Origin of the sequence: Halopseudomonas formosensis (genome assembly GCF_900115905.1) — a bacterium.
Classification (GTDB): Bacteria; Pseudomonadota; Gammaproteobacteria; order Pseudomonadales; family Pseudomonadaceae; genus Halopseudomonas; species Halopseudomonas formosensis.
Window position 1 is genome coordinate 302,745 of sequence record NZ_FOYD01000003.1, and the last position, 25,434, is coordinate 328,178.

Consider the following 25,434-nt stretch of genomic DNA (forward strand, 5'->3'; position numbering starts at 1 on the left):
CCGGTTCAGGGCCGCTGTGGTGTATGCTGCCCCATTACTTTTTATCCTGATAGAGCCTACAGACAGCCCTCCCCATGCAAGAACAGTATTCTCCCCGCGAAATCGAACATGCCGCCCAGCAGGAATGGGAAAGGACCGACGCCTTCAGGGTTGAGGAAACCCCCGACCGCGACACCTACTACTGCCTGTCAATGTTCCCCTACCCCAGCGGCAAGCTGCACATGGGGCATGTTCGCAACTACACCATCGGTGACGTGATCGCCCGCTACCAGCGCATGCAGGGTCGCAATGTGCTGCAGCCGATGGGCTGGGACGCCTTCGGCATGCCCGCGGAGAACGCCGCGATGAACAATCAGGTGGCCCCGGCGGCCTGGACCTGGTCGAACATCGACTACATGCGCAACCAGCTCAAGAGCCTGGGCCTGGCCATCGACTGGTCGCGCGAGTTCGCCACCTGTGCGCCTGACTACTACCGCTGGGAACAGTGGCTGTTCACCCGCCTGTTCAAAAAAGGCGTGATCTATCGCAAGAACGGCACGGTTAACTGGGACCCGGTGGACCAGACGGTACTGGCCAACGAGCAGGTGATCGACGGCCGCGGCTGGCGCAGTGGCGCACTGGTCGAGAAGCGCGAGATCCCCATGTACTACTTCCGCATCACCGATTACGCGGAGGAGCTGCTCAGCTCGCTGGATGACCTGCCCGGCTGGCCGGAACAGGTCAAGACCATGCAGCGCAACTGGATCGGCAAGTCGGTGGGGATGGAGGTGCATTTCCCCTACGACCAGGCCAGCATCGGCCGGGACGGCAAGCTCAAGGTGTTCACCACCCGCCCGGACACCCTGATGGGGGCCACCTATGTGGCCGTGGCGCCGGAACACCCGCTGGCCGCTCAGGCCGCCGAGAGCGATCCCCAGCTGCAGGCCTTCATCGAGGAATGCAAGCGCGGCGGCGTATCCGAAGCGGACATTGCCACCCAGGAGAAGAAGGGTCACGCGACCCGGCTGTTCGTCGAGCACCCGCTCACCGGCGAGAAGCTGCCGGTGTGGGTCGCCAACTATGTACTCATGGGCTACGGCGAAGGCGCCGTGATGGCCGTGCCGGCCCACGACGAGCGCGACTTTGCCTTCGCCAGCCAGTACGGTCTGCCGATCAAGCCGGTGATCCGCACCTCCGCCGGGGACAGCACCCCCGCCCCCTGGCAGGATGCCTATGCCGAGAAGGGTGTGCTGATCAACTCCGACGAGTTCGACGGTCTGGACTTCGACAGCGCCTTCACCGCCATCGGTGAAGTGCTCAAGCAGAAGGAGCTGGGCGAACCTCGCACCCAGTTCCGCCTGCGCGACTGGGGTATCAGCCGCCAGCGCTACTGGGGCTGCCCGATTCCGATCATCCACTGCCCGAGCTGCGGCGACGTACCGGTACCGGACGACCAGCTGCCGGTGGTGCTGCCCGAGGATGTGGTGCCCGATGGTGCAGGGAGCCCGCTGGCGAAGATGCCCGAGTTCTACGAGTGCACCTGCCCCAGCTGCAACCAGCCGGCGCGCCGGGAAACCGATACCATGGACACCTTCGTGGAAAGCTCCTGGTACTTCGCCCGTTACGCCAGCCCGCACTACGACAAGGGCATGGTCGACCCTACCGCGGCCAATCACTGGCTGCCGGTGGACCAGTACATCGGAGGCATCGAGCATGCCATCCTGCACCTGCTGTACGCGCGCTTCTTCCACAAGCTGATGCGCGACGAAGGACTGGTGGACTCCGATGAGCCCTTCAAGAACCTGCTTACCCAGGGCATGGTACTGGCCGACACCTACTACCGCATCGACGAGAAAGGCGCCCGCACCTGGTACAACCCGGCGGACGTGGAGGTCGAGACCGACAGCAAGGGCAAGGTGCTGAGCGCCCGCCTGCGCAGTGACGGCCTGCCGGTGGAGATCGGCGGTACCGAGAAGATGTCCAAGTCGAAGAACAACGGGGTCGACCCGCAGGCGATGATCGATCAGTACGGCGCCGATACCTGCCGCCTGTTCATGATGTTCGCCTCGCCGCCGGACATGAGCCTGGAATGGTCCGATTCCGGCGTCGAGGGGGCCCAGCGCTTCCTGCGTCGGGTCTGGCGTCTGGCCCATCAGCACATCACCGACGGGCTGCCGGGTGCGCTGGATATCACCAGCCTGAACGACGCCCAGAAGCAGGTTCGGCGTGCCACCCACCTGGCGATCCGTCAGGCCAGCCAGGATATCGGCCAGCATCACAAGTTCAACACCGCCATTGCCGCAGTAATGACCCTGATGAACGTACTGGAGAAGGCGCCCCGGGACAGCGAGCAGGACCGCGCCGTGCTCCAGGAAGGTCTGGAAACCGTCACCCTGCTGCTGGCGCCGATCACCCCGCACATCGCCCACACCCTGTGGCAGGGTCTGGGCCACGACACGCCGGTGATCGATGCGCCCTGGCCGCAGCTGGATGAAAGCGCCCTGGTACAGGACAGTCTGGAGCTGGTCATCCAGGTCAACGGCAAGCTGCGTGGGCACATTCAGGTGCCCGCCGACGCCAGCCGTGAGGACGTGGAAGCCGCTGCCCGCAGCAACGAGAACGTGCTGCGCTTCACCGACGGTCTGACCATTCGCAAGGTGATCGTCGTGCCGGGCAAGCTGGTCAATATCGTCGCCAACTGACAACAACGGAGAAATGGCATGCCCTTGCAACGTCCTCGTCATCTGCTGAGCTGCGCCGTCCTCGGCGCAGCCCTGCTGCTCAGTGCCTGCGGCTTCCAGCTGCGCGGTACTGCAACCGAAGATATCCCCCTGCAGGAACTGCGCCTGAGCGTCCAGGACGAATACGGCCAGATCCACCGGGCGCTGCGTGAGAGCCTGATCAACCATGGCGTTCGGGTCACCGACAGCGCCCGCTACCACCTGCAGCTGCAGGAAGCCGACAGCCGTCGTTCACTGGGCAACGCCAGCCGCGGCGGCCCGATCGAGCGTGAGCTGCGCAGCGAGCTGACCTACGTCATCAGCAACAGGGACGGTCGGCTGCTGCTCGGACCCGAGACGCTGACCGCCCAGCGCTCCTATGGTGCCGACCGCAACAACGTGACCGGCAATACCGAGGAGGAGCAGCTGCTGCGCAACGAGATGCACCAGGAGCTGATCCGTCAGCTGGTGCTGCGTCTGTCCCGTGTGTCACCCGCGGTCCTGGAAGCACGTGAGCAGGCGCTGGACGGTTCCGGACAACCTGCACCGACCCGATGAAACTCAATGCCGCACAACTGCAGCGCCAGCTCCGCGATGGGCTGGCGCCGGTGTATGTCGTCAGCGGTGACGATCCACTGCTGTGCGGCGAGAGTGCGGATCTTATCCGCCAGGCCTGCCGGGACGCCGGCAGCGAAGAACGCCTGGTCTTCCATATCGATCGCAGCTTCGACTGGGGTCAGGTGCGCGAGGCCGGTAACAGCCTGTCGCTGTTCGCCCAGCAACGCCTGATCGAACTGCGCATACCCGGGGGCAAGCCCGGGGACGAGGGCATACGGGTGTTGCTCGACTGGCTCGAGGCACCCGCGCCGGACACCACCCTGCTGATCAGCCTGCCCAGGCTGGATTCCAGCGCCCAGCGTACCAAGTGGGCCAAGACCCTGATGGAGCACGGGAACAGCCGTTTTGTGCAGGTCTGGCCGGTGGATGCCCATCAGCTGCCCAACTGGATGCGCGACCGTCTGGCGGCTGCAGGACTGCATGCCACCCCCGAGGCGCTGGATCTGCTGACTGTCCGGGTGGAGGGCAACCTGCTGGCCGCCGCCCAGGAAATCGAAAAGCTCAAACTGTTCTGCGATGGCGGCCAACTGGACCTGGAAACGGTGCAACAGGCGGTGGCCGACAGCGCCCGTTTCGACGTCTTCAGCCTGTCCGACGCCCTGCTCCAGGGCAACGCCCAGCACGCCCTGCGCATTCTCCAGGGACTGCGCGGCGAAGGCGTTGAAGCACCGGTGATTCTCTGGGCGGTCAGCCGCGAAGTGCGCAGTCTGTACAGCATGGCCCTGGAGCAGGCCCGGGGCATTCCCCTGGATCGCATTTTCGCCAACCAGCGCCCCCCCATCTGGGACAAGCGCAAACCCCTGCTCAGCCGCGCCCTGGAACGCCACCCTCCGCGGGTCTGGGCCGAGCTTCTGCGTCTGGCCCAGCAGGCCGACGAGCAGATCAAGGGCCAGGCTGAAGGCTCGGAATGGGACACCCTGGCCCGGATTCTGGTCCGCGCGGCCGGCGTGCGCCTGCCCATCAGTTCCTGACGCCCTGGCTTTTGCCAGCGGTCGGGGAACCTGTCCGACCGCCGACTCTCAAACAGCATTAGCCGGCCCAGCGGTGCGTTTGTGTCGAAACGCATGCTACAGTGGGGCCGTTCACGAAATGCCGGAAGCCGATACATGCGTAAAGTCCTTCTTCGCCCCGCCGCCCTGTTGCGCACCCTGTCAGCGGTGACCGCCAGCCTGCTGGTGCTGTCCGCCTGCGCCGAGAATCGCCTGGAAGCCTCGGTAAAGCCCGTCGCCAGCCCGGTGGTGGTCGAGGAGTCACGGACGTTCAGCCAGTGGCGGGATGACTTCCGCAGCCGCGCCCTGGCTTCGGGCATTCAGCCCCGGGTATTCGACGAGGCCTTCCGTGGGATAGAGCCGGACCCAGCGGTCCTGCGCGCCGATCAGAGTCAGCCCGAGTTCACCCGTCCGATCTGGGAATACCTTGATGGCGCCCTGTCCACCCAGCGCCAGGCCACCGGACGGGTCATGCTCAACCGGCACGCCGCGACGCTGCAGCAGATCGAGGCCCGCTACGGCGTTGACCGCCATATCCTGGTGGCGATCTGGGGTCTGGAAAGCAACTTCGGCAGCAACATGGGTGACCGCTCGGTAATACGCTCCCTGGCCACCCTGGCCCATCAGGGGCGCCGTTCCGAGTTTGCCCAGACCCAGCTGCTGGCGGCGCTGGAAATCCTCCAGCGCGGGGATACCACGGCCGCCGACATGACCGGCTCCTGGGCCGGGGCCATGGGTCAGACCCAGTTCATCCCGACCACCTACAACGAGCATGCGGTCGACTTCGACGGCAACGGCAAACGGGATATCTGGCACACCGAGGCCGACGCCCTGGCGTCCGCCGCCAATTACCTGCGTGCTTCCCACTGGCAGAGCGGCGCGCCCTGGGGTCAGGAGGTGCGCTTGCCGACCAGTTTCGATTACACCCTGGCGGACATGTCGATCCGCAAGACCCTGGCCGAATGGAGCGCGCTGGGCGTGCAGGATGCCCGAGGCCGCAGGCTCGTCAACCATCTTCAGGATCAGGCCAGTCTGATACTGCCCGCCGGGCATCGTGGCCCGGCCTTCCTGGTGATGAACAATTTCCGCAGCATCCTGAAGTACAACAATTCGACCAGTTACGCCCTGGCCATCAGCCTGCTGGCCGAGCGATTCCAGGGGCGAGGTCAGGTGCTGGCCAGCTGGCCGGTCGACGATGATCCGCTGTCCCGCGCCGAACGGGTGGAGTTGCAGGAGCGCCTGCAGCAACAGGGTTTCGAGCCCGGCGCGGCCGACGGCATCATCGGCGCCAACACCCGCCAGGCTATCCGTCGCTCGCAGATTGCCCTCGGCTGGCCGGCGGATGGCTACCCGGATCGTCAGTTGCTGAAGGCCCTGCGCAACCGGGTGCAGTGAGGGGTGTTCACAATATCCAATTGTTTCGGGACAGCAGAAAGCGTATAAGGTTCTTTCCAATGGCAACCGGTTTAATGTTTTGAACTCTGTCCCTCCCCGAACATATGCGATGACAGACCGTCTTCGCACCCCCTCTTCACAATCCGTCGTCACCTCAATTGTGTATCCCGCCGTAATGGAGATAGACCATGTTTGAATGGCTCTCCGACCCCACGGTATGGGCGGGTCTGCTGGCACTGATCACCCTGGAGATAGTGCTCGGCATCGACAATCTGGTATTCATCGCGGTACTGGCCGAGAAGCTGCCTCCCCACCAGCGGGACAAGGCGCGCATTCTGGGTCTGTCCCTGGCGCTGGTGATGCGCCTGATCCTGCTGATGAGTATCGCCTGGCTGGTCACCCTGACCAATCCGCTGTTCCATGTCGGCGACCATCCGGTTTCGGCCCGGGACCTGATCATGCTCGCCGGCGGCCTGTTCCTGCTGTTCAAGGCCACCATGGAGCTGCACGAACGGCTCGAAGGCCGACAGCACGTCAGCGGCGCCCGTATCGCCTACTCCAGCTTCGGCGTGGTGGTCACGCAGATCGTGATCCTCGATGCGGTGTTCTCCATCGACTCGGTGATCACCGCCATCGGCATGGCGGATGAACTGGCGGTCATGGCCATCGCCATGATAGTGGCCATGGCTGTGATGCTGGCGGCCAGCAAGCGCCTGACCCGCTTCGTCAACGCCCATCCGACACTGATCATCCTGTGCCTGGGGTTCCTGCTGATGATCGGCTTCAGCCTGATCGCCGAAGGCGTGGGTCTGCATATTCCCAAGGGCTATCTGTACGCCGCGATCGGTTTCTCGATCATGGTCGAGTTCTTCAACCAGCTGGCGCGGCACAACAAGCAGAAATGGCTGAATACCGGCGGTACCCTGCGCGAGCGCACCGCCAACAACATCCTGCGTCTGCTCGGCAAGAGCGACCAGGCCGAAGCCCTGGATACCGCCAGCACCTCAGACGAGGACGAGCCGGAGCCGGTGTTCAACGAGAACGAGCGGGACATGATCCGTGGCGTGCTCAGCCTGGCCGATACCAATATCAAGGCGCTGATGACACCGCGCCGCGATGTGCATGTGCTGGATCTGGCCAACAGCTTCGAGGAACAGCGTCAGCAGCTGCTGGATTCGCCCTACTCCCGACTGGTGGTGATCCGCGATGGCAAGCAGGACGAGCCGCTGGGCATTGTGCAGAAGAAGACCCTGCTCGATTCCCTGTTGCAGGGCGGCGAGCTGGATCTGGAGGCGCATATCGAGCAGCCGGTGGTGCTGTTCGAGACGCAGAATGCGATCCGTGCCCTGGAAGCCTTCCGCCAGGAGGGCAAGCAGATGGCCTTTGTTGTCGACGAGTTCGGCACGCTCGAGGGCATCGTCAGCCTCACCGACATCATGGAGGCCATCGCCGGCGAGCTGCCGGAGGCCGAGCACGGTCTGGACTTCACCCCCAGCGTGGTGGAACTGGAGCCCGGCCGCTACGAGGTCGACGCCAGCGAGAACCTGGAGGAGATCAACCGCCACCTGCCCGCCCCGCTGCCGCGCAATCCGCTGTACACCACCCTGGCCGGGCTGATCCTGCATGAGCTGGAGCACATGCCGGAACAGGACGAAGTGCTGACGGTGGATGGATGGCAGCTGCGCATTCTGGAGATTGAGCACGTACGTATCGCCCGGGTGGAGCTGATCCGCCTGGACGAAGGCCACCACCACGAGTAGGCCGCACGCGCCGGGGCAAAGCACAGCACCAGCTGTGGTAAACTGAGCCCCGGCCACAAGCCCAACTCAGTCCCCCTTGCAGTGGAAGCCTACCAGGAGTCCGTAACCGATGTCTGACAACTCGCCAACCCATGTCGCCAGTGGTGAGAAATTCCGCAATGCCCAGGGCATTACTGCCATCAAGGACGGCCAGAAGCGCCGCGCCAGCCAGGCGGAACCCACTCCCTTCCAACCCAAGCCCAAATGGCTGCGGGTCAAGGCGCCGGCGGGCGACCGCTTCGAAGCGGTCAAGCGCAACGTCAGCGAACATCGGCTGAGCACTGTCTGTCAGGAATCCCACTGCCCGAACATGGGCGAATGCTGGAGCAACGGCACCGCCACCATCATGCTGATGGGCTCGGTCTGCACCCGCGCCTGCCGCTTCTGCGCGGTGGACACCGGCAACCCCAATGGCTGGCTGGATCAGGAAGAGCCCGAGAACACCGCGCGCTCGGTTGAACTCATGGCGCTGCGCTACATAGTGCTGACCTCGGTCGACCGCGATGACCTGCCCGACGGGGGCGCAGCCCATTACGCCGCCTGCGTGCAGGCAATCAAGCGTCGCACGCCGGAGGTGGTCGTGGAAGCCCTGACCCCGGACTTCAATGGCGATCTGGCCGCGGTGGAGCTGGTGGTGGACTCGGGTCTGGAAGTCTTCGCGCAGAATGTGGAGACCGTCGAGCGGCTGACCCATGAAGTGCGCGACCCCCGTGCCGGCTATGCCAAGACGCTGCGGGTGCTGGAGCACGCCAAGCGGCACCGCCCGCAGGTGCTGACCAAGACCAGCCTGATGGTGGGCCTGGGCGAGACCGACGAGGAAATCCTGCAAACCTTTGACGAGCTGCGCGCCATTGGCGTGGATATCGTCACCCTCGGCCAGTACCTGCAGCCGACCCGCAACCACCTGCCGGTCAAGCGCTGGGTGACCCCCGACGAATTCAATCACTACCGCGAACTGGGCCTGGCCAAGGGCTTCATGGAAGTGGCCGCCGGCCCGCTGGTACGCTCCAGCTACCGCGCCGACCGGGTATTCGAGAAGAACAACCTGGGCCTGGCCGCCCCCGCCGCCGTACCCGGGCAGCAGGTCGACAGCAACCTGATTCCGACGCTGACCATTCGCTAGCAGGCTTGCTATCTGGGCTAGCCCCGGCGTAGCGCAGGGGCGCTACACCCCGGCACCGCGGACGAGCTGGTGCTCGTCCCTCCCAGGCAAACTCTTAACGCCTTCTCTGGGAACGTCGAGCACCAGCTCGATGAAGGGTTTCGGGTTGTCGAGCACCGGCTCGACGACACAGTCCCGCCCAAGGTCGAGGCGTAGCGCGGGTGCGCTGCACACCGGGGGCTATGCGCGCGTCAGACGCTGGCGCAGTATCTTTTCCAACCGACGCGCGACCTCACTGATATCCACCGGCTGCTCCAGCAGCTCGCTCAGCTGTACCATGCGCAGTCCGCTGTAACCGCAGGGATTGATGCGGCTGAAGGGCTCCATGTCCATGTCCACGTTCAGTGCCAGACCGTGGAAGGAGCAACCGCGGCGTACCCGCAGTCCCAGCGAAGCTATCTTGGCCGCACCCACATAGACCCCGGGCGCATCGGCCCGGGGTGCCGCCTCGATTCCATAACCGGCCAGCAGCTCGACCAGACTCTGCTCCATGAGGGTGACCAGTTCGCGCACTCCGAGATCCAGTCGGCGCAGGTCAAGCATCAGGTAGGCCACCAGCTGACCGGGGCCATGGTAGGTGACCTGCCCGCCCCGCTCTACCTGGATCACCGGTATATCCCCGGCGGCCAGTACATGCTCGGCCTTGCCGGCCTGTCCCTGGGTGAACACCGGGGGATGCTGCAGCAGCCAGATCTGATCCGGGGTGTCGGCATTGCGCTCGGCAGTGAGCTGCCGCATAGCTTCCAGCGTGGGCTGGTAGTCCACCAGCCCCAGATGTCTGACTATCAGCTCGGCCATCAGAGCACCATGTGCACCTGGCCGGTGGCCTTGAGGTCGGCATGCAGCTGCTGCAGTTGCTGCTCGCTGGTGGCACGGATGATCAGCCGCAGGGACTGGAAGCGGCCATTCTTGCTGTCCTGTACTACCAGCTTGTCCGCATTCAGCGCAGGATCGTGGCGACGGACCACCTCCAGCACCTGTTCCAGCACACCCTCGGCACCATTGCAGATCACCTTGATCGGATAATCACAGGGAAACTCGATCTTGGGCGCGTCCGGAGTCTTGTCGCTCATCTCGCCTACCCCTCAGTTGAACAGGCCGTAGAAGAACAGACGGATGCTGTCCCACAGGCGACCGAACAGACCGGCGCTTTCGACGTCAGCCAGGGCAACCAGCGGACCTGTGTGCACCACCTCTTCACCCAGCTTCACTTCCACCTGACCCAGTACATCGCCACGGGCAATGGGAGCCTTGATGGTGGAATCCAGGGAGACCGTCGCTTCCAGCTTGTCCGCCTGCCCCTTGGGCAGGGTCAGGACCAGACCCTCGGCCAGACCGACGCCCACCTGATTCTGCGCACCGGCCCAGACCCGGGCGGTGGAGACCACCTGATCAGGCTGATAGAAGTGGCGGGTCTCGAAGAAGCGGAAGCCCCAGGTCAGCAGCTTCTGGGTTTCAGCGGCGCGGGCCTGCTCGCTGGCGGTGCCCATGACCACGGATATCAGACGCATGCCATCACGCTTGGCCGAGGCCACCAGGCAGTAACCAGCTTCGTCGGTATGGCCGGTTTTGAGGCCGTCCACGGTGTTGTCACGCCACAGCATGAGGTTGCGGTTGGGCTGACGGATACCGTTCCAGACGAATTCCTTTTCCTTGTAGATGGCGTAGTGCTGGGGGTCATCCTCGATGATGGCCTTGGCCATGATCGCCATGTCCCGGGCACTGGAGACATGGTTCTCGCCCGGCAGACCGGTGGCATTCTCGAAGTGGGTGTTGTTCATGCCCAGACGACGCGCGTGGCTGTTCATCAGGTCGGCGAAGGACTCTTCGCTGCCGGCAATATGCTCGGCCAGGGCCACACTGGCATCGTTACCGGACTGGATGATGACACCGCGCAGCAGGTCGATCACCCGCACCCGGTTGCCCACCTCGATGAACATCTTGGAGCCGCCCATGCGCCAGGCCTTCTCGCTGACCAGCACCTCGTCCTCTTCCCGCAGCTGCCCCTTGAGGATCTCCATGCTGGCGATGTAGCTGGTCATCATCTTGGTCAGACTGGCCGGCGGCAGCGGGGTGTCGGCGTTGTGCTCGGTGAGCACCTTGCCGCTGTCGGCATCGATCAGCAGATAGCTGGAGGCAGCCACCGTAGGTGCCGGCGGAATCAGCGGCGCACTGGCCTGGGGCTGTGGTTGAGGCTGCGGCTGGGGCGTCTGCGCCAGTGCTGCAGGGACCAGCAGCACAGCAGCGGAAACCAACAGGGTATGCATTATCTTCTTGAACATGGTGCTCACTGTCTTGAATGAATCGAAGGGTTAATGTGCGCTGACCAGGGTGGGCGAACCCAGGTTGGCCAGGCGTAATCTTTCCATCAGCTGCTGCGCCTCGTCATGGCTGTCCAGCGGACCCAGCCGCACCCGGTGCAATGTACGGCTATCCACCTGCACCGGGCTGACGAACACCGGCGTCTGCACCATTCCCTGTACCCGGCTGCGCAGCTGTTCGGCGGCCTGATCCGAGGAGAAGGCCCCCAGCTGCAGGTAGAGCCCGCCTTCCAGCGCGGCGGCACGGGCCGTCGGGTTGGGCGCCGGCACCGAGACCGGGGCCGGACTGCCAGCCACGGCGCGATTGCCGTTCTGCTGCTGCCATACCACAGGGTCGATTCCCTCTACCCTGACCCGGGCGGTCCCGCGCTCGGCGAATCCGAGCTTGACCGCGCCGGCGTAGGACAGGTCAATGATGCGGTCCGAATGGAAGGGGCCGCGGTCGTTGACCCGCACTATGATGCTGCGCTGATTGTCCAGGTTGGTCACCCGAACATAACTGGGCAGGGGCAGCGTCTTGTGCGCCGCGGTCATGCCGTACAGGTCGTACTGCTCGCCGTTGGCGGTCAGTTGACCATGAAACTTGGTGCCATACCAGGAGGCCAGTCCGGTCTCGCGGTAGTTGCGCCCATCCTGTATGGGCACATAGCTGCGCCCCAGAACCGTGTAGGGCGAGGCCTTGAACGGCCCCTGATGGGGTACCGGGACAGCGTCCGGAATCTGCGATACATCCCTGAAATAGGCCGGGGCGCCATCCTGCACCGTGCGCGGGATACCGCCACTGTCCCCGCGCTGAACCGGCGGCGATGAGCAGGCCGCCAGCAGCATGCTCAGACAAAGGACAATGGTACCTGATCCGGCACCCGGCAGTTTGATCATTCGCCCCTCGCTTCCCGGATGAGTTCGGCCAGCTGATGCACGACCATAGCGTACATCACGCTGCGATTGTAGCGGGTTATCACGTGCAGGTTGTGCAGGCCCAGCCAGTATTGCTTGTGGTCCCCGGCGTCAAACTCGAAGGCCATCACCTGGGTATCGTCCTGCAGTTCGACGCTGGGGGTCCAACCCAGCTCTTTCAGCTCGCCGACACTGATCTTGGCTTCCAGCCCGCGGTCCAGGGTGAAGCCCTGCGCGTAGTCCTCGCCGCTGACGGTGGCTTCGACTGCCACGGTTTCGCCGTGTTTCCACTTGTGTTCGGCAAAGTAGTTGGCGGCGCTGCCGATGGCGTCCACCGGATTGTTCCAGATGTCTCGCACCCCATCCTCATCGAAGTCCACCGCGTAGGCCAGGTAGCTGCTGGGTATGAACTGGGGGAAGCCCATCGCCCCGGCGTAGGATCCGGTCAGGCTGAGGGGATCGACCTGCTGCTCGCGGGTCAGTACCAGGAAGGATTTGAGCTGGCCGCGGAAGAAGTCGGCCCGGGGCGGATAGTCGAAGCCCAGGGTGGACAAGGCATCTATCACCCGATGACTGCCCTTGTTGGCACCATAGAAGGTCTCCACACCAATGATCGCCAGGATAATTTCCGGCTCGACGCCATAGACTTCCTCGGCACGGGCCAGCGCATCGGCGTGCTGGTTCCAGAACGCCACACCCTCGGCGATGCGCCGGTCGGTGATGAAGATCTTGCGGTACTCGTGCCAGGGGCGGACCCGCTCGGCGGGCCGGGATATCGCCTCCAGGATGGAGTCGCGGCGCTCGGCCTGGGCCAGCAGCTGGCGCACATGCTCGGGATCGAAGCCGTATTCGGCACGCATTTCCTCAACAAAGGGGGCCACCGACGGGTGCTCGGCGGTGTAGTTCTGGGCCAGCGCCAGCATTGGGCTGAGCGCCAGGGCAGCGGCCGGCGCATGCCTGCGCAGCCAGGCGGAGATCTGAAGCGTCATGTACCTTCCTGTTATCCAGTTACCATCTGTCATCCGTGTATCATCCACTTGCGGTGCGTATGGACAGACATCAGGATGCCGAAACCCGCCAGCAATGTGATCAGTGAAGTGCCGCCGTAGCTGATCAGCGGCAGCGGCACGCCGACCACCGGCAGCAGGCCACTGACCATGCCGATATTAACGAATACATAGACAAAAAAGGTGAGCGTCACGCTGCCGGCCAGCAACTTGCTGAAGGCCTCCTGGGCGTGGTGGGTGATGTAGAGGCCCCGGGCGATGATCAGCAGATAGACCAGCATCAGCAGGGACACCCCGACCAGACCGAACTCCTCGGCCAGCACGGCAATGATGAAGTCGGTATGCCCTTCGGGCAGGAAGTCCAGATGGGACTGGGTGCCCTGCAACCAGCCCTTGCCATAGACGCCGCCCGAGCCGATGGCTGCCTTGGACTGGATGATGTTCCAGCCGGCCCCCAGCGGGTCGCTCTCGGGATTGAGCAGCGTCAGCACCCGCTGTTTCTGGTACGCATGCATGACAAAGAACCACATGGCCACCGCGCCGGGCACCAGCATGACCAGAGCCCCGAGGATATAACGCCAGCGCAGCCCGGCCAGCAGCAGGCCGAAGATGCCCGAGGCAGCGATCAGCAGGGTGGTCCCCAGATCCGGCTGTTTGAGGATCAACACCACCGGCACCATGATGATCGTCAGGCACACAGCCACATGCTTGAAGCGCGGCGGCATCTCCCGCCGCCCGAGATACCAGGCCACGCTCATCGGCATCACCAGCTTCATGATCTCCGACGGCTGGAAGGTGATGACCCCGGGGATGCTCAGCCAGCGCTGGGCCCCCTTGGCCTCGGTACCCACCACCAATACCGCCAGCAGCAGCAACGAGGAGCCGACGTAGGCCACCGGCACCCAACGCTCCATGAACCTGGGCTTGACCTGGGCAATGAACAGCATCACCGCCAGCCCGATCGCATAATGCGCGCTCTGGCGATACAGCATGGACAGGCTCTTGCTGCTGGCCGAATAGAGTACGAAGCCGGCGGCACCGGCCAGAATCAGGATCAGCAACAGCAGCCAGGGGTCGACATGAATGCGCATCCACAGTGGCTCCCGACGCAGTCCCGGGCTGGGGGCGGAGACTCCGGACAAGGGCTTCATGGCGTCACCTCTTCCTCGATGGATTCCGGCTCGGGTTCAGGTTCGGGCTCTGGCAATAGCCAGGCGTCAAACAGCATGCGTCCCACCGGTGCCGCGACCCGGCCACCGGACTCCCCGTTCTCCACCATCACCGCCACGGCAATCTGCGGGTCGTCTACCGGCGCGAAGCCGACGAACAGTGCATGATCTCGGTGACGCTCGCGCAGCGCAGCCGAGTCATAGCGGGCACCCTGGGCGATGGCTACCACCTGGGCGGTACCTGTCTTGCCCGCCATGCGATAGGGTGCTCCGGCGGCCGCCGAACGGGCCGTACCACGTTCGCCGTGCATGACCATCTCCATGGTGCGGATGATGAAGTCCCAATCGGAGGGATTGCGCAGCACCACGTTCTCGGGCGTATCACTTTCATCCGGCCCCTGACCATCGGCATCGGCCAGCAGCCGCGGCCGTTTCCACACGCCCCGGTTGGCAATCAGCGCGGTGGAATGCGCCAGCTGCAGGGGCGTGGACAGCATGTAGCCCTGGCCGATGCCGGTAATCAGCGTCTCCCCCGGGTACCAGGGCTGGCGGCGCGAGGCACGCTTCCACTCCCGGGACGGCATCAGCCCCGCGGATTCCTCGAAGATGTCCAGGGACACCCGTGTACCCAGGCCGAACTTGGTCATGAACTCGTGCATGCGGTCGATGCCCAGCTTGTGCGCCAGATCATAGAAGTAGGTGTCGTTGGAGCGCGCCATGGCCAGTTCCATGTCCACCCAGCCATCGCCGTAGCGGTTCCAGTTGCGGTATTTGTGCGAGTTGTTCGGCAGCTGATAGAAGCCCGGGTCATACACCCGCGCCGTGCGGGTGGTGACGCCATAATCGAGCCCGGCCAGGGCGACGATCTGCTTGATGGTCGAGCCCGGCGGGTAGAGTCCGCGCACGACCCGGTTGAACAGCGGCTGGTCGATGGAGTCGCGCAGCTCACCGTAGTCCGCATGGCTGATCCCGGTCACGAACAGGTTGGGGTTGAACGACGGCTGACTGACATAGGCCAGCACACCTCCGGTCTTGGGCTCGATGGCCACCACAGCGCCCCGGCGGTTGCCCAGCGCCTCTTCGGCCACCGCCTGCAGGCGGCTGTCCAGATGCAGGGTCAGATCGCGACCGGATTCCGGCTCGGTGCGCTTGAGCACCCGCAGTACCCGGCCGCGGGCGTTGGTCTCCACTTCCTCGTAACCGACCTTGCCATGCAGCAGGTGCTCGTAGAACCGCTCCACCCCGGTCTTGCCGATGTAGTGGGTTCCGGCATAGGCGACCCGGTCGATGGTCTCCATCTCCCGCTCGTTGATACGGCCGACGTAGCCCACGGCATGGGCGAAATGCTCCGCCCGGGGATAATGGCGCACGAAACTGGCCTGCACCTCGATGCCCGGCAGACGGAACTGGTTGACCGCGATACGGGCGATCTGGTCCTCGGTCAGGTTGAACATCACCGGCACCGCCTCGAAGGGGCGACGCCGCTGGCCGAGGCGGCGATGGAGCTGGTTGATGTCCTCATCGTCCAGCTCCAGCAGCGACTGCAGCAGCGCGACGGTCGTTTCCAGATCCGGGACCCGCTCACGGGTGATGTTCAGGCTGAAACTGGGGCGGTTCTCCGCCAGCACCACGCCATTACGGTCATAGATGCGCCCGCGGGCCGGCGGGATCGGCTGTACGTGGACCCGGTTGTTCTCCGACAGGGTGGCATGATGCTCGTATTGCACCACCTGCAGCCAGAACATCCGCGCCAGCAACACGCCGGACAGCAACACGATGACGACCGTGGCCAGAATGATCCGTCGCTGGACAATGCCGGCTTCGTTGAGGTGGTCCTTGATGCGAATCGGCTTGGCCATGGATCACTTGTGGTAGGGATGGCGGGTCAGGATGGTCCAGGCACGGTAGAGCTGCTCAGCGAGCAGGATGCGCACCAGCGGGTGGGGCAGGGTCAGCGGTGACAGGGACCAGCGCTGGTCGCTGCGCGCCAGCACCTCGGCGGGCAACCCTTCCGGGCCGCCGACCATGAGGTTGACCGTGCGCGCTTCCAGCCGCCAGTTCTCGAGCTGCTGCGCCAGGGCCTCGGTGGACCAGGCGCGCCCCTCCACCTCCAGGGTCACTATGCGGTCCCCGGGCTGGGTGGCGGCCAGCATCTGCTCGCCTTCCCTGCGCATCAGACGCGCCACGTCGGCGTTCTTGCCGCGGGTGGTCAGCGGTATCTCCACCAGCTCCAGCGGCAGGTCGGCCGGCATGCGCTTGGCATACTCGGCATAGCCCTGCTCTACCCAGCGCGGCATGCGGGATGCCACGCTGATCAGGCGGATACGCAAGTGCCCTTACTCCGCGGTCGGTTGCTGCTGCGCGCGACGGGACTCGGCACTCTGCCAGAGCCGCTCCAGATCATAGAACTGGCGGGTAGCCGGCTGCATGATATGAACGACGATATCGCCCAGATCCACCAGCACCCACTCGCCCGATTCCTTGCCTTCGACGCCGAGGGGGCGACGTCCGGCTTCCTTGGCCTTCTCGATGACGTTGTCCGCCAGTGCGCCCACCTGACGGTTTGAACCGCCGCTGGCGATGATCATGTAGTCGGTGACACCCGTCAGCTCGCGCACATCGATGCGTACCACATCCTTGGCCTTGAGTTCGGCCAGTGCGTCTTCCACGGTCTTGATCAGATCTTCAATCTGCATGGTGGTGTTCTTTTCCTCAGTTCGGGGACCGGTATAGTCCCCGGGTTTCAATATAGCCAAGCACTGCATCCGGCAGCAGGAAACGCGGTGAGCGCCCGGCCGAGATCAGTGCGCGAATATGGGTGGCGGAGATTGCCAGCGGCGTCTGAGCCAGGCAGAGGATCTCGCCGTGGGTGGCCTTCATGGCCTCCGGCGTGCTGACACTGCGCGCGGCCAGCAGGTCCTTCAGCACCTCGGGCAGCTCCTGATCCTGTTCCGGACGCTGCAGCACCACCAGACTGGCGAGCTCCAGCAGCGACTCCCAGCGGTGCCAACCCGGCAGACCACAGAAGGCATCCCAGCCGACGATCAGGAACAGAGTGGCGTCCGGGCCCAGCTCCGCGCGCAGCGCCTCCAGGGTTTCAACCGTGTAGGAAGGACGCTCGCGGCGCAGCTCACAGTCGTCCACCAGCAACTGGTCATCGGAGGCCGTCGCCAGACAGACCATCTCCAGACGCTGCTGCGCCGTCGCACCGGGTCGATCCCGGTGCGGCGGACGGGCATTGGGTACCAGCCTCAGCTCATCCAGACCCAGGCATTCCCGCACCTCAACGGCACTGCGCAGATGACCGAAATGAATCGGGTCAAAGGTACCGCCGAGGATGCCAACGCGTATCACTGACGAATGTGCCCATCGCCAAGGACAATGTATTTCTCGCTGGTCAGCCCTTCCAGTCCAACCGGACCCCGTGCGTGAAGCTTGTCGGTAGAAATACCGATCTCGGCGCCCAGCCCGTACTCGAAGCCATCGGCAAACCGGGTCGAGGCATTGACCATCACCGAACTGGAATCCACCTCGGCGAGGAAGCGCCGGGCACGGGTGAAGTCCTCGGTCACAATCGATTCGGTATGCTGCGAGCTGTAACGGCTGATGTGATCCATGGCCTCATCCATATCCGCCACCACGCGGATCGACAGGATCGGGGCCAGGTACTCGGTCTCCCAGTCCAGCTCGGTCGCAGCAATTGCCTCGGGCAGGATCGCCCGGGTGCGCTCGCAGCCGCGCAGCTCCACACCCTTGGCCGTGTACAGGGCCGCCATGCGCGGCAGGAACTCGCCGGCGACGGCCTCGTGCACCAGCAGGGTTTCCATGGCGTTGCATACGCCATAGCGATGGGTCTTGGCATTCAGGGCAATGGCTTCGGCCTTGCCCAGGTCCGCACGGTCATCCACGTACACGTGGCAGATGCCGTCCAGGTGCTTGATCACGGGTACCCGGGCATCACGACTGATGCGTTCGATCAGTCCCTTGCCACCGCGCGGGACAATCACATCCACATATTCGGGCATGCTGATCAGTGCACCTACCGCGGCGCGGTCGGTGGTTTCCACCACCTGCACCACCTGCTGCGGCAGACCGGCGGCTTCCAGTCCCTGGCGCAGACATTCGGCAATGGCACGGTTGGAATGGATGGATTCGGAACCGCCACGCAGGATGCAGGCGTTGCCGGACTTCAGGCACAGGCTGGCCGCCTCGACCGTTACGTTCGGGCGGGACTCGTAGATGATGCCGATCACCCCCAGGGGCACACGCATGCGGCCGACCTGAATACCGGAAGGCAGATACTTCATGTCGCGGACAGCGCCGATCGGATCGGGCAACGCAGCCACCTGGCGCAGGCCTTCAACCATGTTCTGCAGCCCCGAGGGGGTAATGGCCAGACGATCGATCATGGCCTCATCCAGACCATTGTCCCGGCCAGCCTGCAGATCCAGCGCATTAGCCGCGATAAGGCTGTCCGCCGCTGCTTCGATGGCATCGGCAGTCGCCAGCAGCGCCTTGTTCTTGACCGCAGTAGTCGCTCGTGCAATAACACGCGACGCCGCACGTGCCTCACGGCCCAGCCCGGTCATGTAATCCAGTACCTGATCAGCACTCATTCGGTTCACCAATCTGCTGCGACAACGAAACCCGCATTATACCGGTACCTCTGAGGGCTGGACAGGTCGAACCTGCTATCATCGCTGATATGTCTGCTACCAATCCTTTCAATCATGCCCCGACCCCTCTGCCGCAAGGGTTCTTCGACCTTGATGTGGGACAACTGGCGCCGCGGCTGCTGGGCAAGGTCATTCGCCACTTCCACCGGGGTCTGTGGCTGTCGGCACGCATCATCGAAACCGAAGCCTACCGCCGGGAGGAGAAAGGCAGCCATGCCTCCCTCGGCCTGACCCACTCCCGTCGCGCCCTGTTCATGCCCGCCGGCACCCTGTACATGTACTACGCCCGGGGCGGCGATTCGCTGAACATCAGCGCCGCCGGCGAGGGCGATGGGGTGTTGATCAAATCCGGCTATCCGGTAGTGGATGAGATCAGCCGGGCCGAGAGTCTGGCCCTGATGCGCGAGCTGAACCCCGCTGCCGATGGCCGCCCTCGGGAGACCCGCCGTCTGTGCAACGGTCAGACCCTGCTGTGCCGCTCCCTGCACCTCAAGGTTCCGGAGTGGAATGCCCAGCAGATGCAACCGGGCCGGCTGATCGTCGAGGACGACGGCTACCGGCCGGAACTCGTCATCCAGACCACCCGCCTGGGCATCCCCCTCGGCCGTGACGAGCACCTGCCATACCGCTTCGTCGATCACGCCTACGCGCCCTTCTGCACCCGCAACCCGCTGGGTCGCACCCGTGAGGAAGGCCGTGACTACATCCTGCACCACGCTGACGCTGCCCCATGGAAGCACTGCTGACCGGCGAGCTGCTGACCTGGCTGGCCAGCCATACCCGCTGGCTGGGCCTGGCCATTTTCATGATCGCCATGCTCGAATCGCTGGCGGTGGCGGGACTTCTGATACCCGGGGTACTGCTGTTGTTCGCCGCCGCGGCGCTGGCCGGCGGTGGCAGCCTGGGATTGCTGTCGACCCTGGCCTGGGCGTTCGCCGGTGCGGTCTGTGGGGATCTGCTCAGCTTTGCCCTGGGCCGCTGGTTCCACCAGGACATCCGCCGCCTGCGGATATTTCAGCGCCACCCCCAGTGGATCGACCGGGGAGAAAGCTTCTTCCGTCGTTACGGTCCCTACAGCATAGTACTGGGCCGCTTCATAGGGCCCATCCGTCCCATCATCCCCATGGTCGCCGGCATGTTCGACATGCCGACCTGGCGGTTTCTGCTGGTCAATGTGCTCTCGGCGCTGGCCTGGGCTCCGGTCTATGTGCTGCCCGGCTACATCACTGGCAATGCCGCCCGCTGGCCGGTCCCCGAATCCTTCTGGGGTGAAGCGCTGGTGCTTCTGGGCGGCGTGGCGATCTACGCCTTTGCGCTGTTGCTGATCCTGCGCACGCAGAAGCGCTGGAGCAGTCTCGCGGCGGCCGTACTCAACCTGATCGCACTGTTGTTGCTGGCGCTCCTGACGCCCCGGCAGGACGTGCTCTACAACACCTTGGACGGCTGGCTGACCAATACCCGCCTGCCGCTGCTGCCGCCACTGGACCCGCTGGCAAGCGAGGCTTTCCTGTGGCTGAGCTATCTGCCGGTTCTCGGTGTCCTGATGCTGCTGCGCCGCGGCTGGGCGATGCTGGTGTTGATGACCAGCGCGCTGCTGTGCCTGGCCCTGGGACTCTTGCCTGAGGGAGGCGCCAACCATCTGGCACTGGTGCTGACCCTTCTGCTGACCGTGGTCATGCTGAGCAATCGCCAGTATTCATTCTGGCTGCGACTGAGCTGGGGGCTGTATGTGCTCCCCCTGTGCGCTCTGCCCGTGATTACCTGGCTGACTCTGCCGCTATCACTGCCAGTGGTGCTGGCCAGCATACTGCAGGCCGCCTGTGCCACCCTGCTGGCCTTCTGGCTGGTGGAGCGCGCTGCGCCGCTGCAACCCCTGCCCCGCCCCTGGTCGATTCTGCTGCCCGCATGGCCGCTGGGCGCCGGCACCCTGCTACTGGCAGGGGTCAGCTGAACAGGAGTATCGAGCTCCAGCTCGACACAGAGTGCTACGTCCCGGGAACGTCGAGCACCAGCTCGATGAGCGAAGCCAGCTATAACACCGCACTTCCTTCCAGCCCACTGGACGAGCTGGTGCTCGTCCGTCCCAGGGGTGCAACCCGCTGTTTCAGACCAGCTTGAGCTACGGTCACAGCATTCAGCACACCAATGAAAGCCCCCCATCCATTGACCCTGCCCTGACCGCTTGCAACCATGTCACGACTTTCCCCCTGGGGGCCAACAACAATATTGCCATGGAGAACGCCATGACCACCGTCACCGTCAACGACCTGCCTTCCTATATCGGCAAGGACCTGGGCCATTCCGACTGGCTGCTGATCGACCAGGAGCGGGTCAACCAGTTCGCCGATTGCACTGGCGACCACCAGTTCATCCATATCGACGAGGAAAAGGCCAAACAGACGCCGTTCGGCGGCACCATCGCCCATGGTTTCCTGTCCCTGTCGCTGATCCCGGCGCTGTCGGCCGGTCTGGCGATTCGTCCGGAAGGGCTGAAGATGGCAGTCAACTACGGGTTGGACAGCGTGCGCTTCATCCAGCCGGTACGGGTCGGCTCCCGGGTGCGCATGCAGCTGACTGTGATCGACGTGACCGAGAAGAACCCCGGCCAGTGGCTGGTGAAATCCCGCGCCACGCTTGAGATCGAAGGCGTGGACAAGCCCGCCTACATCGCCGAGACCCTCGCCCTGTACTTCGTCTGATCCTCCCCCTGGCCGGCCCGGCCGGCCAGGGATATCGACCTGGGTCGCAAAATACCCAAACGAAGCGCCGCAATCCTCCGCTATGTGACCCAAGCCACGGCCCCGAGACAGTACCACTGCTAGGCTCAGCAGCATCCTGACAGCCAGAAAAAGGGTACTGCCATGGAATCCTGGCCTCTGACCATCCGCATCGCCGGCATCATTCTGCTGTGGTTTCTCAGCGTGGCTCCCGGCCTTTTCGCCTCGGTGAACGAGTCCGCCCCGCGTCGCCAGACCGAGTTCAATGATCGCAATTACCAGCCCAGTCGACAGATCAACACGGCGGCACCTCTCCACCGCACGACCCGATCAGGAGCGCCGTCGCGGGAAAGACGGATCATCCAGAGCCAGCAGGAAACGGTCCGCTGGATCGATGCCCGGGGAGCGGAGGAAAAGTACGATATGTATTACGAACACGATGGCAGCCAGGTGACCTTTGCCAGCGTCTGCAGCAATTACCGCAGCGGCTCCATCGATTATCGCAACTGCCGCAAGGCGGCCAGACAATGGTTCGGCACTCGCTGCAATACCGCCAGCAGTGTCGGTCGCATGTTCTGCCAGGCCAGCAACGCCTTCAGGCCCTGATCGAGATCAGGGCGCAGCGCTGTCCTGACGTCGGATTTTCTCGACGATGGCCGTGGTGGAGCAGCTGTCGACGAACTTGAGCACCTTCACCTCGCCACCATAGGCCTGGACGATGGGAGCACCGACCACCTGATCGATACCGTAATCGCCCCCCTTGACCAGCACGTCCGGCCGCACCTGCTCGAGCAGGGCTTCGGGCGTGTCCTCGGCAAAACTCACCACCCAGTCCACAGCCTCGAGCCCGGCAAGTACCGCCATGCGCCGATCAACCGCGTTGATCGGTCGGCCCGGGCCCTTGAGCCGGGTGACAGAGGCATCGTCGTTGATCGCCACCACCAGTCGATCCCCCTGCGCCCGGGCCTCCTCCAGATAACCGACATGACCGGCATGGATGATGTCGAAGCAGCCATTGGTGAAGACAATGCGCTCGCCATGGGCCCGGGCATCCTCCAGCGCTACCAGCAACTGCTCGGTGGACATGACGCCACGGCCGGCGCCCTGGGTGTGCTGCACCGCGCGGCGCAACTCCGGCGCACTGATGGCAGCGGTACCCAGCTTGCCGATGACGATACCGGCCGCCAGATTGGCCAGCGCTACCGCCAGCGGAAGGGATTCACCGGCAGCCAGCACCGCTGCCAGAGTAGAAATGACAGTGTCACCGGCACCGGTGACATCGAAAACTTCGCGGGCGCGCGCCGGGAGATGCAGGGGTGCCTCGCCCTGGCGCAGCAGGGTCATGCCATGCTCGCTGCGGGTCACCAGCAGCGCCTGCAGATCCAGCTCGGTGATCAGCGCCATGCCCTTGTCCACCAGTTCCTGCTCGCTGGCACAGCGGCCCACCACTGCCTCGAACTCGGCCATGTTCGGCGTGATCAGGGTCGCGCCGCGGTAGATGGAAAAGTCCTTGCCCTTGGGATCGGCCAGAACCGGCAGGCCCCGCTCCCGGGCCAGGGCAATCAGTGCCTGATGGTTGACCAGCGCCCCCTTGCCGTAGTCGGAGAGGATGACCACTTTGACCTTGTCCAGCAGCCCGCCCACTGTCTCCAGCATGGCCTGCCCATCGGTGCTGAAGGGCTCCTCGAAGTCCACCCGCAGCAACTGCTGATGCCGGCTCATGACACGCAGCTTGGTGATCGTCGGTTGCTGGGCATGGCTCTGGAAGGCGCAGTAGACACCAGCGGCATTGAGTCGGCGGCGAAGGATCTCGGCCGCCTCATCCTCGCCGGTGACACCGACCAGCCATGCCGGTGCACCGAGTGCGGCGATGTTCAGTGCCACGTTGCCCGCGCCACCGGGCCGGTCCTCGATCTGGTCGACGCGGATAACCGGTACCGGCGCCTCCGGGGAGATGCGTTCACTGGGACCATGCCAGTAGCGATCCAGCATGACATCTCCGACAACCAGGACAGGGGCGCCATCAAAACGGGGCATGGTCAGTTTCATTGCATTACTCATCTGTTGCGTGTTCCTGCCCGTTGGGCGCGTTCTCCTCGAACTGCATGCTGTGCAGTCGGGCGTAATATCCGTTGAGGGCCATCAGCTCGGCATGGCTGCCGCGCTCGACGATACGCCCCTGGTCCATCACCATGATGATGTCCGCCTTTTCGATGGTGGACAGGCGGTGGGCAATCACCAGCGCCGTACGCCCTTGCATCACCCGATCCAAAGCAGCCTGGATATGGCGCTCGGACTCGGTATCCAGGGCCGAGGTCGCCTCGTCGAGGATCAGGATGGGCGCATCGCGCAAAAGCGCGCGGGCGATGGCCAGCCTCTGGCGCTGGCCGCCTGACAGCAGCACCCCGTTCTCGCCGACCAGCGTATCGAACCCCTGGGGTAACTGCTCGATGAATTCCCGCGCATAGGCGGCCTCGGCGGCGGCGATCACTGCGTCCCGCGGAGCGCCGGCCAGATCACCATAGGCGATATTATTGGCCACGGTATCGTTGAACAGGGTCACATGCTGGGTAACCAGTGCGATGTGCCGACGCAGATTGCGCAGCCGGTATTTTTCCACCGCCACACCGTCGATCAGGATCTGGCCCTGTTCGTGCGTATAGAAACGGGGTATCAGGTTGGCGAGAGTCGATTTGCCACTGCCGGAACGGCCGACCAGCGCCACCATCTGACCGGGCTCCACAGTGAAACTGATATCCTGCAGCACCGGTTTGTCAGAACCCGGGTAGCCGAATGTCAGGTTGTTTACCTCGATGCGACCCGTTACTCGATCCCGCTCAATGGTGCCGGTATCCTGCTCCGGCTCCTCATCCAGCTGCTCGAAGATGCTTTCCGCCGCGGCGATCCCCTTCTGGATATTGGCACTGACTTCCGACAGCTGGCGGATCGGCTTGGGCAGCAGGCCCGCCGCAGTGATGTAGGACACCAGATCCCCTGCGGTAGCATCGCCGCGCAGGAACAGCACGAGGAACATCACCCCGGCCATGGCGCCGTAGGTAGCCAGCTGCAGGGTCGGAGTGAAGACAGCGCCGGTGCGCACCATCTTCAACCCCCGCTGCCGGTTGTTCTCGCTGGCCCTGTGAAAGCGCTGGCTCTCGTAATCCTCGCCGCCGAAGCTGCGCACTACCCGGTACCCGGTAATGGTTTCCGAGGTCACATGGGTCACATCCCCCATGGCGGTCTGGATCTTCTTGCTTTGCTTGCGGAATTTCTTGCTGGTGCTGTTGACCATCAGGCCGATCAGCGGCAATACGGCCATCAGCACCAGGGTCAGCTTCCAGTTCATCCACAGCAGGTAGCCGAACAGGAAGATTACCGTCAGGCCCTCGCGGAACACTACCTTGATGGCATCCGTCGCGGCGCCGGTAACCATGGTGACGTTGAAGGTAACCCGCGATACCAGATGGCCGGAATTATTGTTGTCGAAGTAACGATTGGGCAGCGTCAGCAGGTTGTCGAACAGGGCCGTGCGCAGGTCATGCACCACCCCCAGGGAGACCTTGGCGATGAAGTAGTTCCCCAGGTAGGAACCGATCCCCTGATACAGCGCCACCAGAATGATGAACAGCGGAAAGCCCCAGATCAGCGGCACACCGAGAAACTGGGCACTGGCCCCCTCGGTCAACCCGTCAACGAAGTATTTCAGCATCCAGGCCATGGCCGGCTGGCTGGAGGCGAAGATCACGAACCCCAGGATACTGATCGCAAAGGGAATCCAGTAGGGCCTGACGTAACCGAGCAGGCGCAGGTAGATGCGGGCGCTGGAGCGGGCAAAGCTTTCTTTCTTCGAGTCCGACATAAGCTCTTCGCGAAATGGAATCAGGCAGCGAGTTTATCACAGCAGGCCGGGACCGCCCGCCCCGGACCATCACACATGAAGTGGGGGCCTGCTTGGGTTAAACTGCGCTTTTGTTTCAGGACTAAT

General features: G+C 64.0%; 22 protein-coding genes and 1 pseudogene. 10 read left to right on the forward strand and 13 right to left on the reverse strand.

The features are described from left to right. Positions 1–74: 74 nt before the first annotated feature. The 6 genes from leuS (at position 75) to lipA (ending at position 8,623) form a co-directional block, all read left to right on the forward strand. On the forward strand, positions 75–2,681 hold the full coding sequence (gene leuS / locus BM046_RS06815; RefSeq protein WP_090538291.1) for a leucine--tRNA ligase: 2,607 nt from the start codon (positions 75–77) through the stop codon (positions 2,679–2,681). An 18-nt stretch (positions 2,682–2,699) separates the two neighbouring features. Further along, the gene (locus BM046_RS06820) at positions 2,700–3,257 is read left to right on the forward strand and encodes an LPS-assembly lipoprotein LptE (RefSeq protein ID WP_090538293.1); all 558 of its coding nucleotides are present in this window, start codon (positions 2,700–2,702) and stop codon (positions 3,255–3,257) included. After that, positions 3,254–4,288 (forward strand): DNA polymerase III subunit delta, encoded by a 1,035-nt coding sequence (holA, locus tag BM046_RS06825; RefSeq protein ID WP_090538294.1) that lies wholly within the window; start codon positions 3,254–3,256, stop codon positions 4,286–4,288. The genes BM046_RS06820 and holA overlap by 4 nt, the downstream gene beginning before the upstream one ends. Before the next feature lie 135 nt (positions 4,289–4,423). Next, on the forward strand, positions 4,424–5,701 hold the full coding sequence (locus BM046_RS06830; protein WP_090538296.1) for a lytic murein transglycosylase: 1,278 nt from the start codon (positions 4,424–4,426) through the stop codon (positions 5,699–5,701). 188 nt (positions 5,702–5,889) lie between these two features. Continuing rightward, positions 5,890–7,461, forward strand: a complete 1,572-nt coding sequence (locus tag BM046_RS06835; protein WP_090538298.1) for a TerC family protein — start codon at positions 5,890–5,892, stop codon at positions 7,459–7,461. 109 nt (positions 7,462–7,570) lie between these two features. Next, complete coding sequence (gene lipA, locus BM046_RS06840) at positions 7,571–8,623, forward strand: lipoyl synthase (RefSeq protein WP_090538300.1); 1,053 nt, start codon at positions 7,571–7,573, stop codon at positions 8,621–8,623. 219 nt (positions 8,624–8,842) lie between these two features. Here the strand turns inward: lipA and lipB are convergent, their stop codons facing one another. The 11 genes and pseudogenes from lipB to BM046_RS06895 form a co-directional block, all read right to left on the reverse strand. Next, complete coding sequence (gene lipB, locus BM046_RS06845) at positions 8,843–9,460, reverse strand: lipoyl(octanoyl) transferase LipB (RefSeq protein ID WP_090538302.1); 618 nt, start codon at positions 9,458–9,460, stop codon at positions 8,843–8,845. Next, on the reverse strand, positions 9,460–9,735 hold the full coding sequence (locus tag BM046_RS06850) for an HP0495 family protein (protein WP_090538304.1): 276 nt from the start codon (positions 9,733–9,735) through the stop codon (positions 9,460–9,462). Before BM046_RS06850 ends, lipB begins: the two co-directional genes overlap by 1 nt. A gap of 12 nt (positions 9,736–9,747) precedes the next feature. Then, positions 9,748–10,821, reverse strand: a pseudogene (locus BM046_RS06855) (D-alanyl-D-alanine carboxypeptidase family protein); the annotation flags it as partial. Between the two features lie 153 nt (positions 10,822–10,974). Then, the gene (locus BM046_RS06860; protein ID WP_090538306.1) at positions 10,975–11,862 is read right to left on the reverse strand and encodes a septal ring lytic transglycosylase RlpA family protein; all 888 of its coding nucleotides are present in this window, start codon (positions 11,860–11,862) and stop codon (positions 10,975–10,977) included. After that, entirely contained in the window at positions 11,859–12,869 is a 1,011-nt protein-coding gene (mltB, locus tag BM046_RS06865) for a lytic murein transglycosylase B (RefSeq protein ID WP_407920436.1), read from the reverse strand. The genes BM046_RS06860 and mltB overlap by 4 nt, the downstream gene beginning before the upstream one ends. A 29-nt stretch (positions 12,870–12,898) precedes the next feature. Then, entirely contained in the window at positions 12,899–14,038 is a 1,140-nt protein-coding gene (rodA, locus tag BM046_RS06870; protein ID WP_090538309.1) for a rod shape-determining protein RodA, read from the reverse strand. Next, the gene (gene mrdA, locus BM046_RS06875; protein ID WP_090538310.1) at positions 14,035–15,915 is read right to left on the reverse strand and encodes a penicillin-binding protein 2; all 1,881 of its coding nucleotides are present in this window, start codon (positions 15,913–15,915) and stop codon (positions 14,035–14,037) included. The genes rodA and mrdA overlap by 4 nt, the downstream gene beginning before the upstream one ends. Before the next feature lie 3 nt (positions 15,916–15,918). Further along, on the reverse strand, positions 15,919–16,386 hold the full coding sequence (rlmH, locus tag BM046_RS06880; RefSeq protein ID WP_090538313.1) for a 23S rRNA (pseudouridine(1915)-N(3))-methyltransferase RlmH: 468 nt from the start codon (positions 16,384–16,386) through the stop codon (positions 15,919–15,921). Between the two features lie 6 nt (positions 16,387–16,392). Next, positions 16,393–16,752, reverse strand: a complete 360-nt coding sequence (gene rsfS, locus BM046_RS06885) for a ribosome silencing factor (protein ID WP_090538316.1) — start codon at positions 16,750–16,752, stop codon at positions 16,393–16,395. A 16-nt stretch (positions 16,753–16,768) separates the two neighbouring features. After that, the gene (gene nadD / locus BM046_RS06890) at positions 16,769–17,410 is read right to left on the reverse strand and encodes a nicotinate-nucleotide adenylyltransferase (RefSeq protein WP_090538318.1); all 642 of its coding nucleotides are present in this window, start codon (positions 17,408–17,410) and stop codon (positions 16,769–16,771) included. After that, positions 17,407–18,672 (reverse strand): glutamate-5-semialdehyde dehydrogenase, encoded by a 1,266-nt coding sequence (locus tag BM046_RS06895; RefSeq protein ID WP_090538320.1) that lies wholly within the window; start codon positions 18,670–18,672, stop codon positions 17,407–17,409. The genes nadD and BM046_RS06895 overlap by 4 nt, the downstream gene beginning before the upstream one ends. A gap of 89 nt (positions 18,673–18,761) precedes the next feature. On the opposite strand from BM046_RS06895, the gene BM046_RS06900 reads away from it, so the two are divergent. From BM046_RS06900 to BM046_RS06915, 4 genes are all read left to right on the forward strand, one after another. Next, positions 18,762–19,478, forward strand: coding sequence for a DNA-3-methyladenine glycosylase (locus BM046_RS06900; protein ID WP_090538321.1), 717 nt, complete (start codon positions 18,762–18,764; stop codon positions 19,476–19,478). Next, positions 19,463–20,683, forward strand: coding sequence for a DedA family protein (locus tag BM046_RS06905; protein WP_090538323.1), 1,221 nt, complete (start codon positions 19,463–19,465; stop codon positions 20,681–20,683). Before BM046_RS06900 ends, BM046_RS06905 begins: the two co-directional genes overlap by 16 nt. Before the next feature lie 292 nt (positions 20,684–20,975). Further along, positions 20,976–21,431 carry a MaoC family dehydratase gene (locus BM046_RS06910; protein WP_090538430.1) on the forward strand — a complete coding sequence of 152 codons (456 nt, stop codon included), beginning with the start codon at positions 20,976–20,978 and terminating at the stop codon, positions 21,429–21,431. A gap of 162 nt (positions 21,432–21,593) precedes the next feature. Continuing rightward, positions 21,594–22,055, forward strand: a complete 462-nt coding sequence (locus tag BM046_RS06915; RefSeq protein ID WP_090538326.1) for a hypothetical protein — start codon at positions 21,594–21,596, stop codon at positions 22,053–22,055. Positions 22,056–22,061: 6 nt separating this feature from the next. Here the strand turns inward: BM046_RS06915 and hldE are convergent, their stop codons facing one another. Both hldE and msbA read right to left on the reverse strand, forming a co-directional pair. After that, on the reverse strand, positions 22,062–23,498 hold the full coding sequence (gene hldE, locus BM046_RS06920) for a bifunctional D-glycero-beta-D-manno-heptose-7-phosphate kinase/D-glycero-beta-D-manno-heptose 1-phosphate adenylyltransferase HldE (RefSeq protein WP_090538328.1): 1,437 nt from the start codon (positions 23,496–23,498) through the stop codon (positions 22,062–22,064). Positions 23,499–23,502: 4 nt separating this feature from the next. Beyond that, on the reverse strand, positions 23,503–25,308 hold the full coding sequence (gene msbA / locus BM046_RS06925; RefSeq protein ID WP_090538331.1) for a lipid A export permease/ATP-binding protein MsbA: 1,806 nt from the start codon (positions 25,306–25,308) through the stop codon (positions 23,503–23,505). Positions 25,309–25,434: the final 126 nt, after the last annotated feature.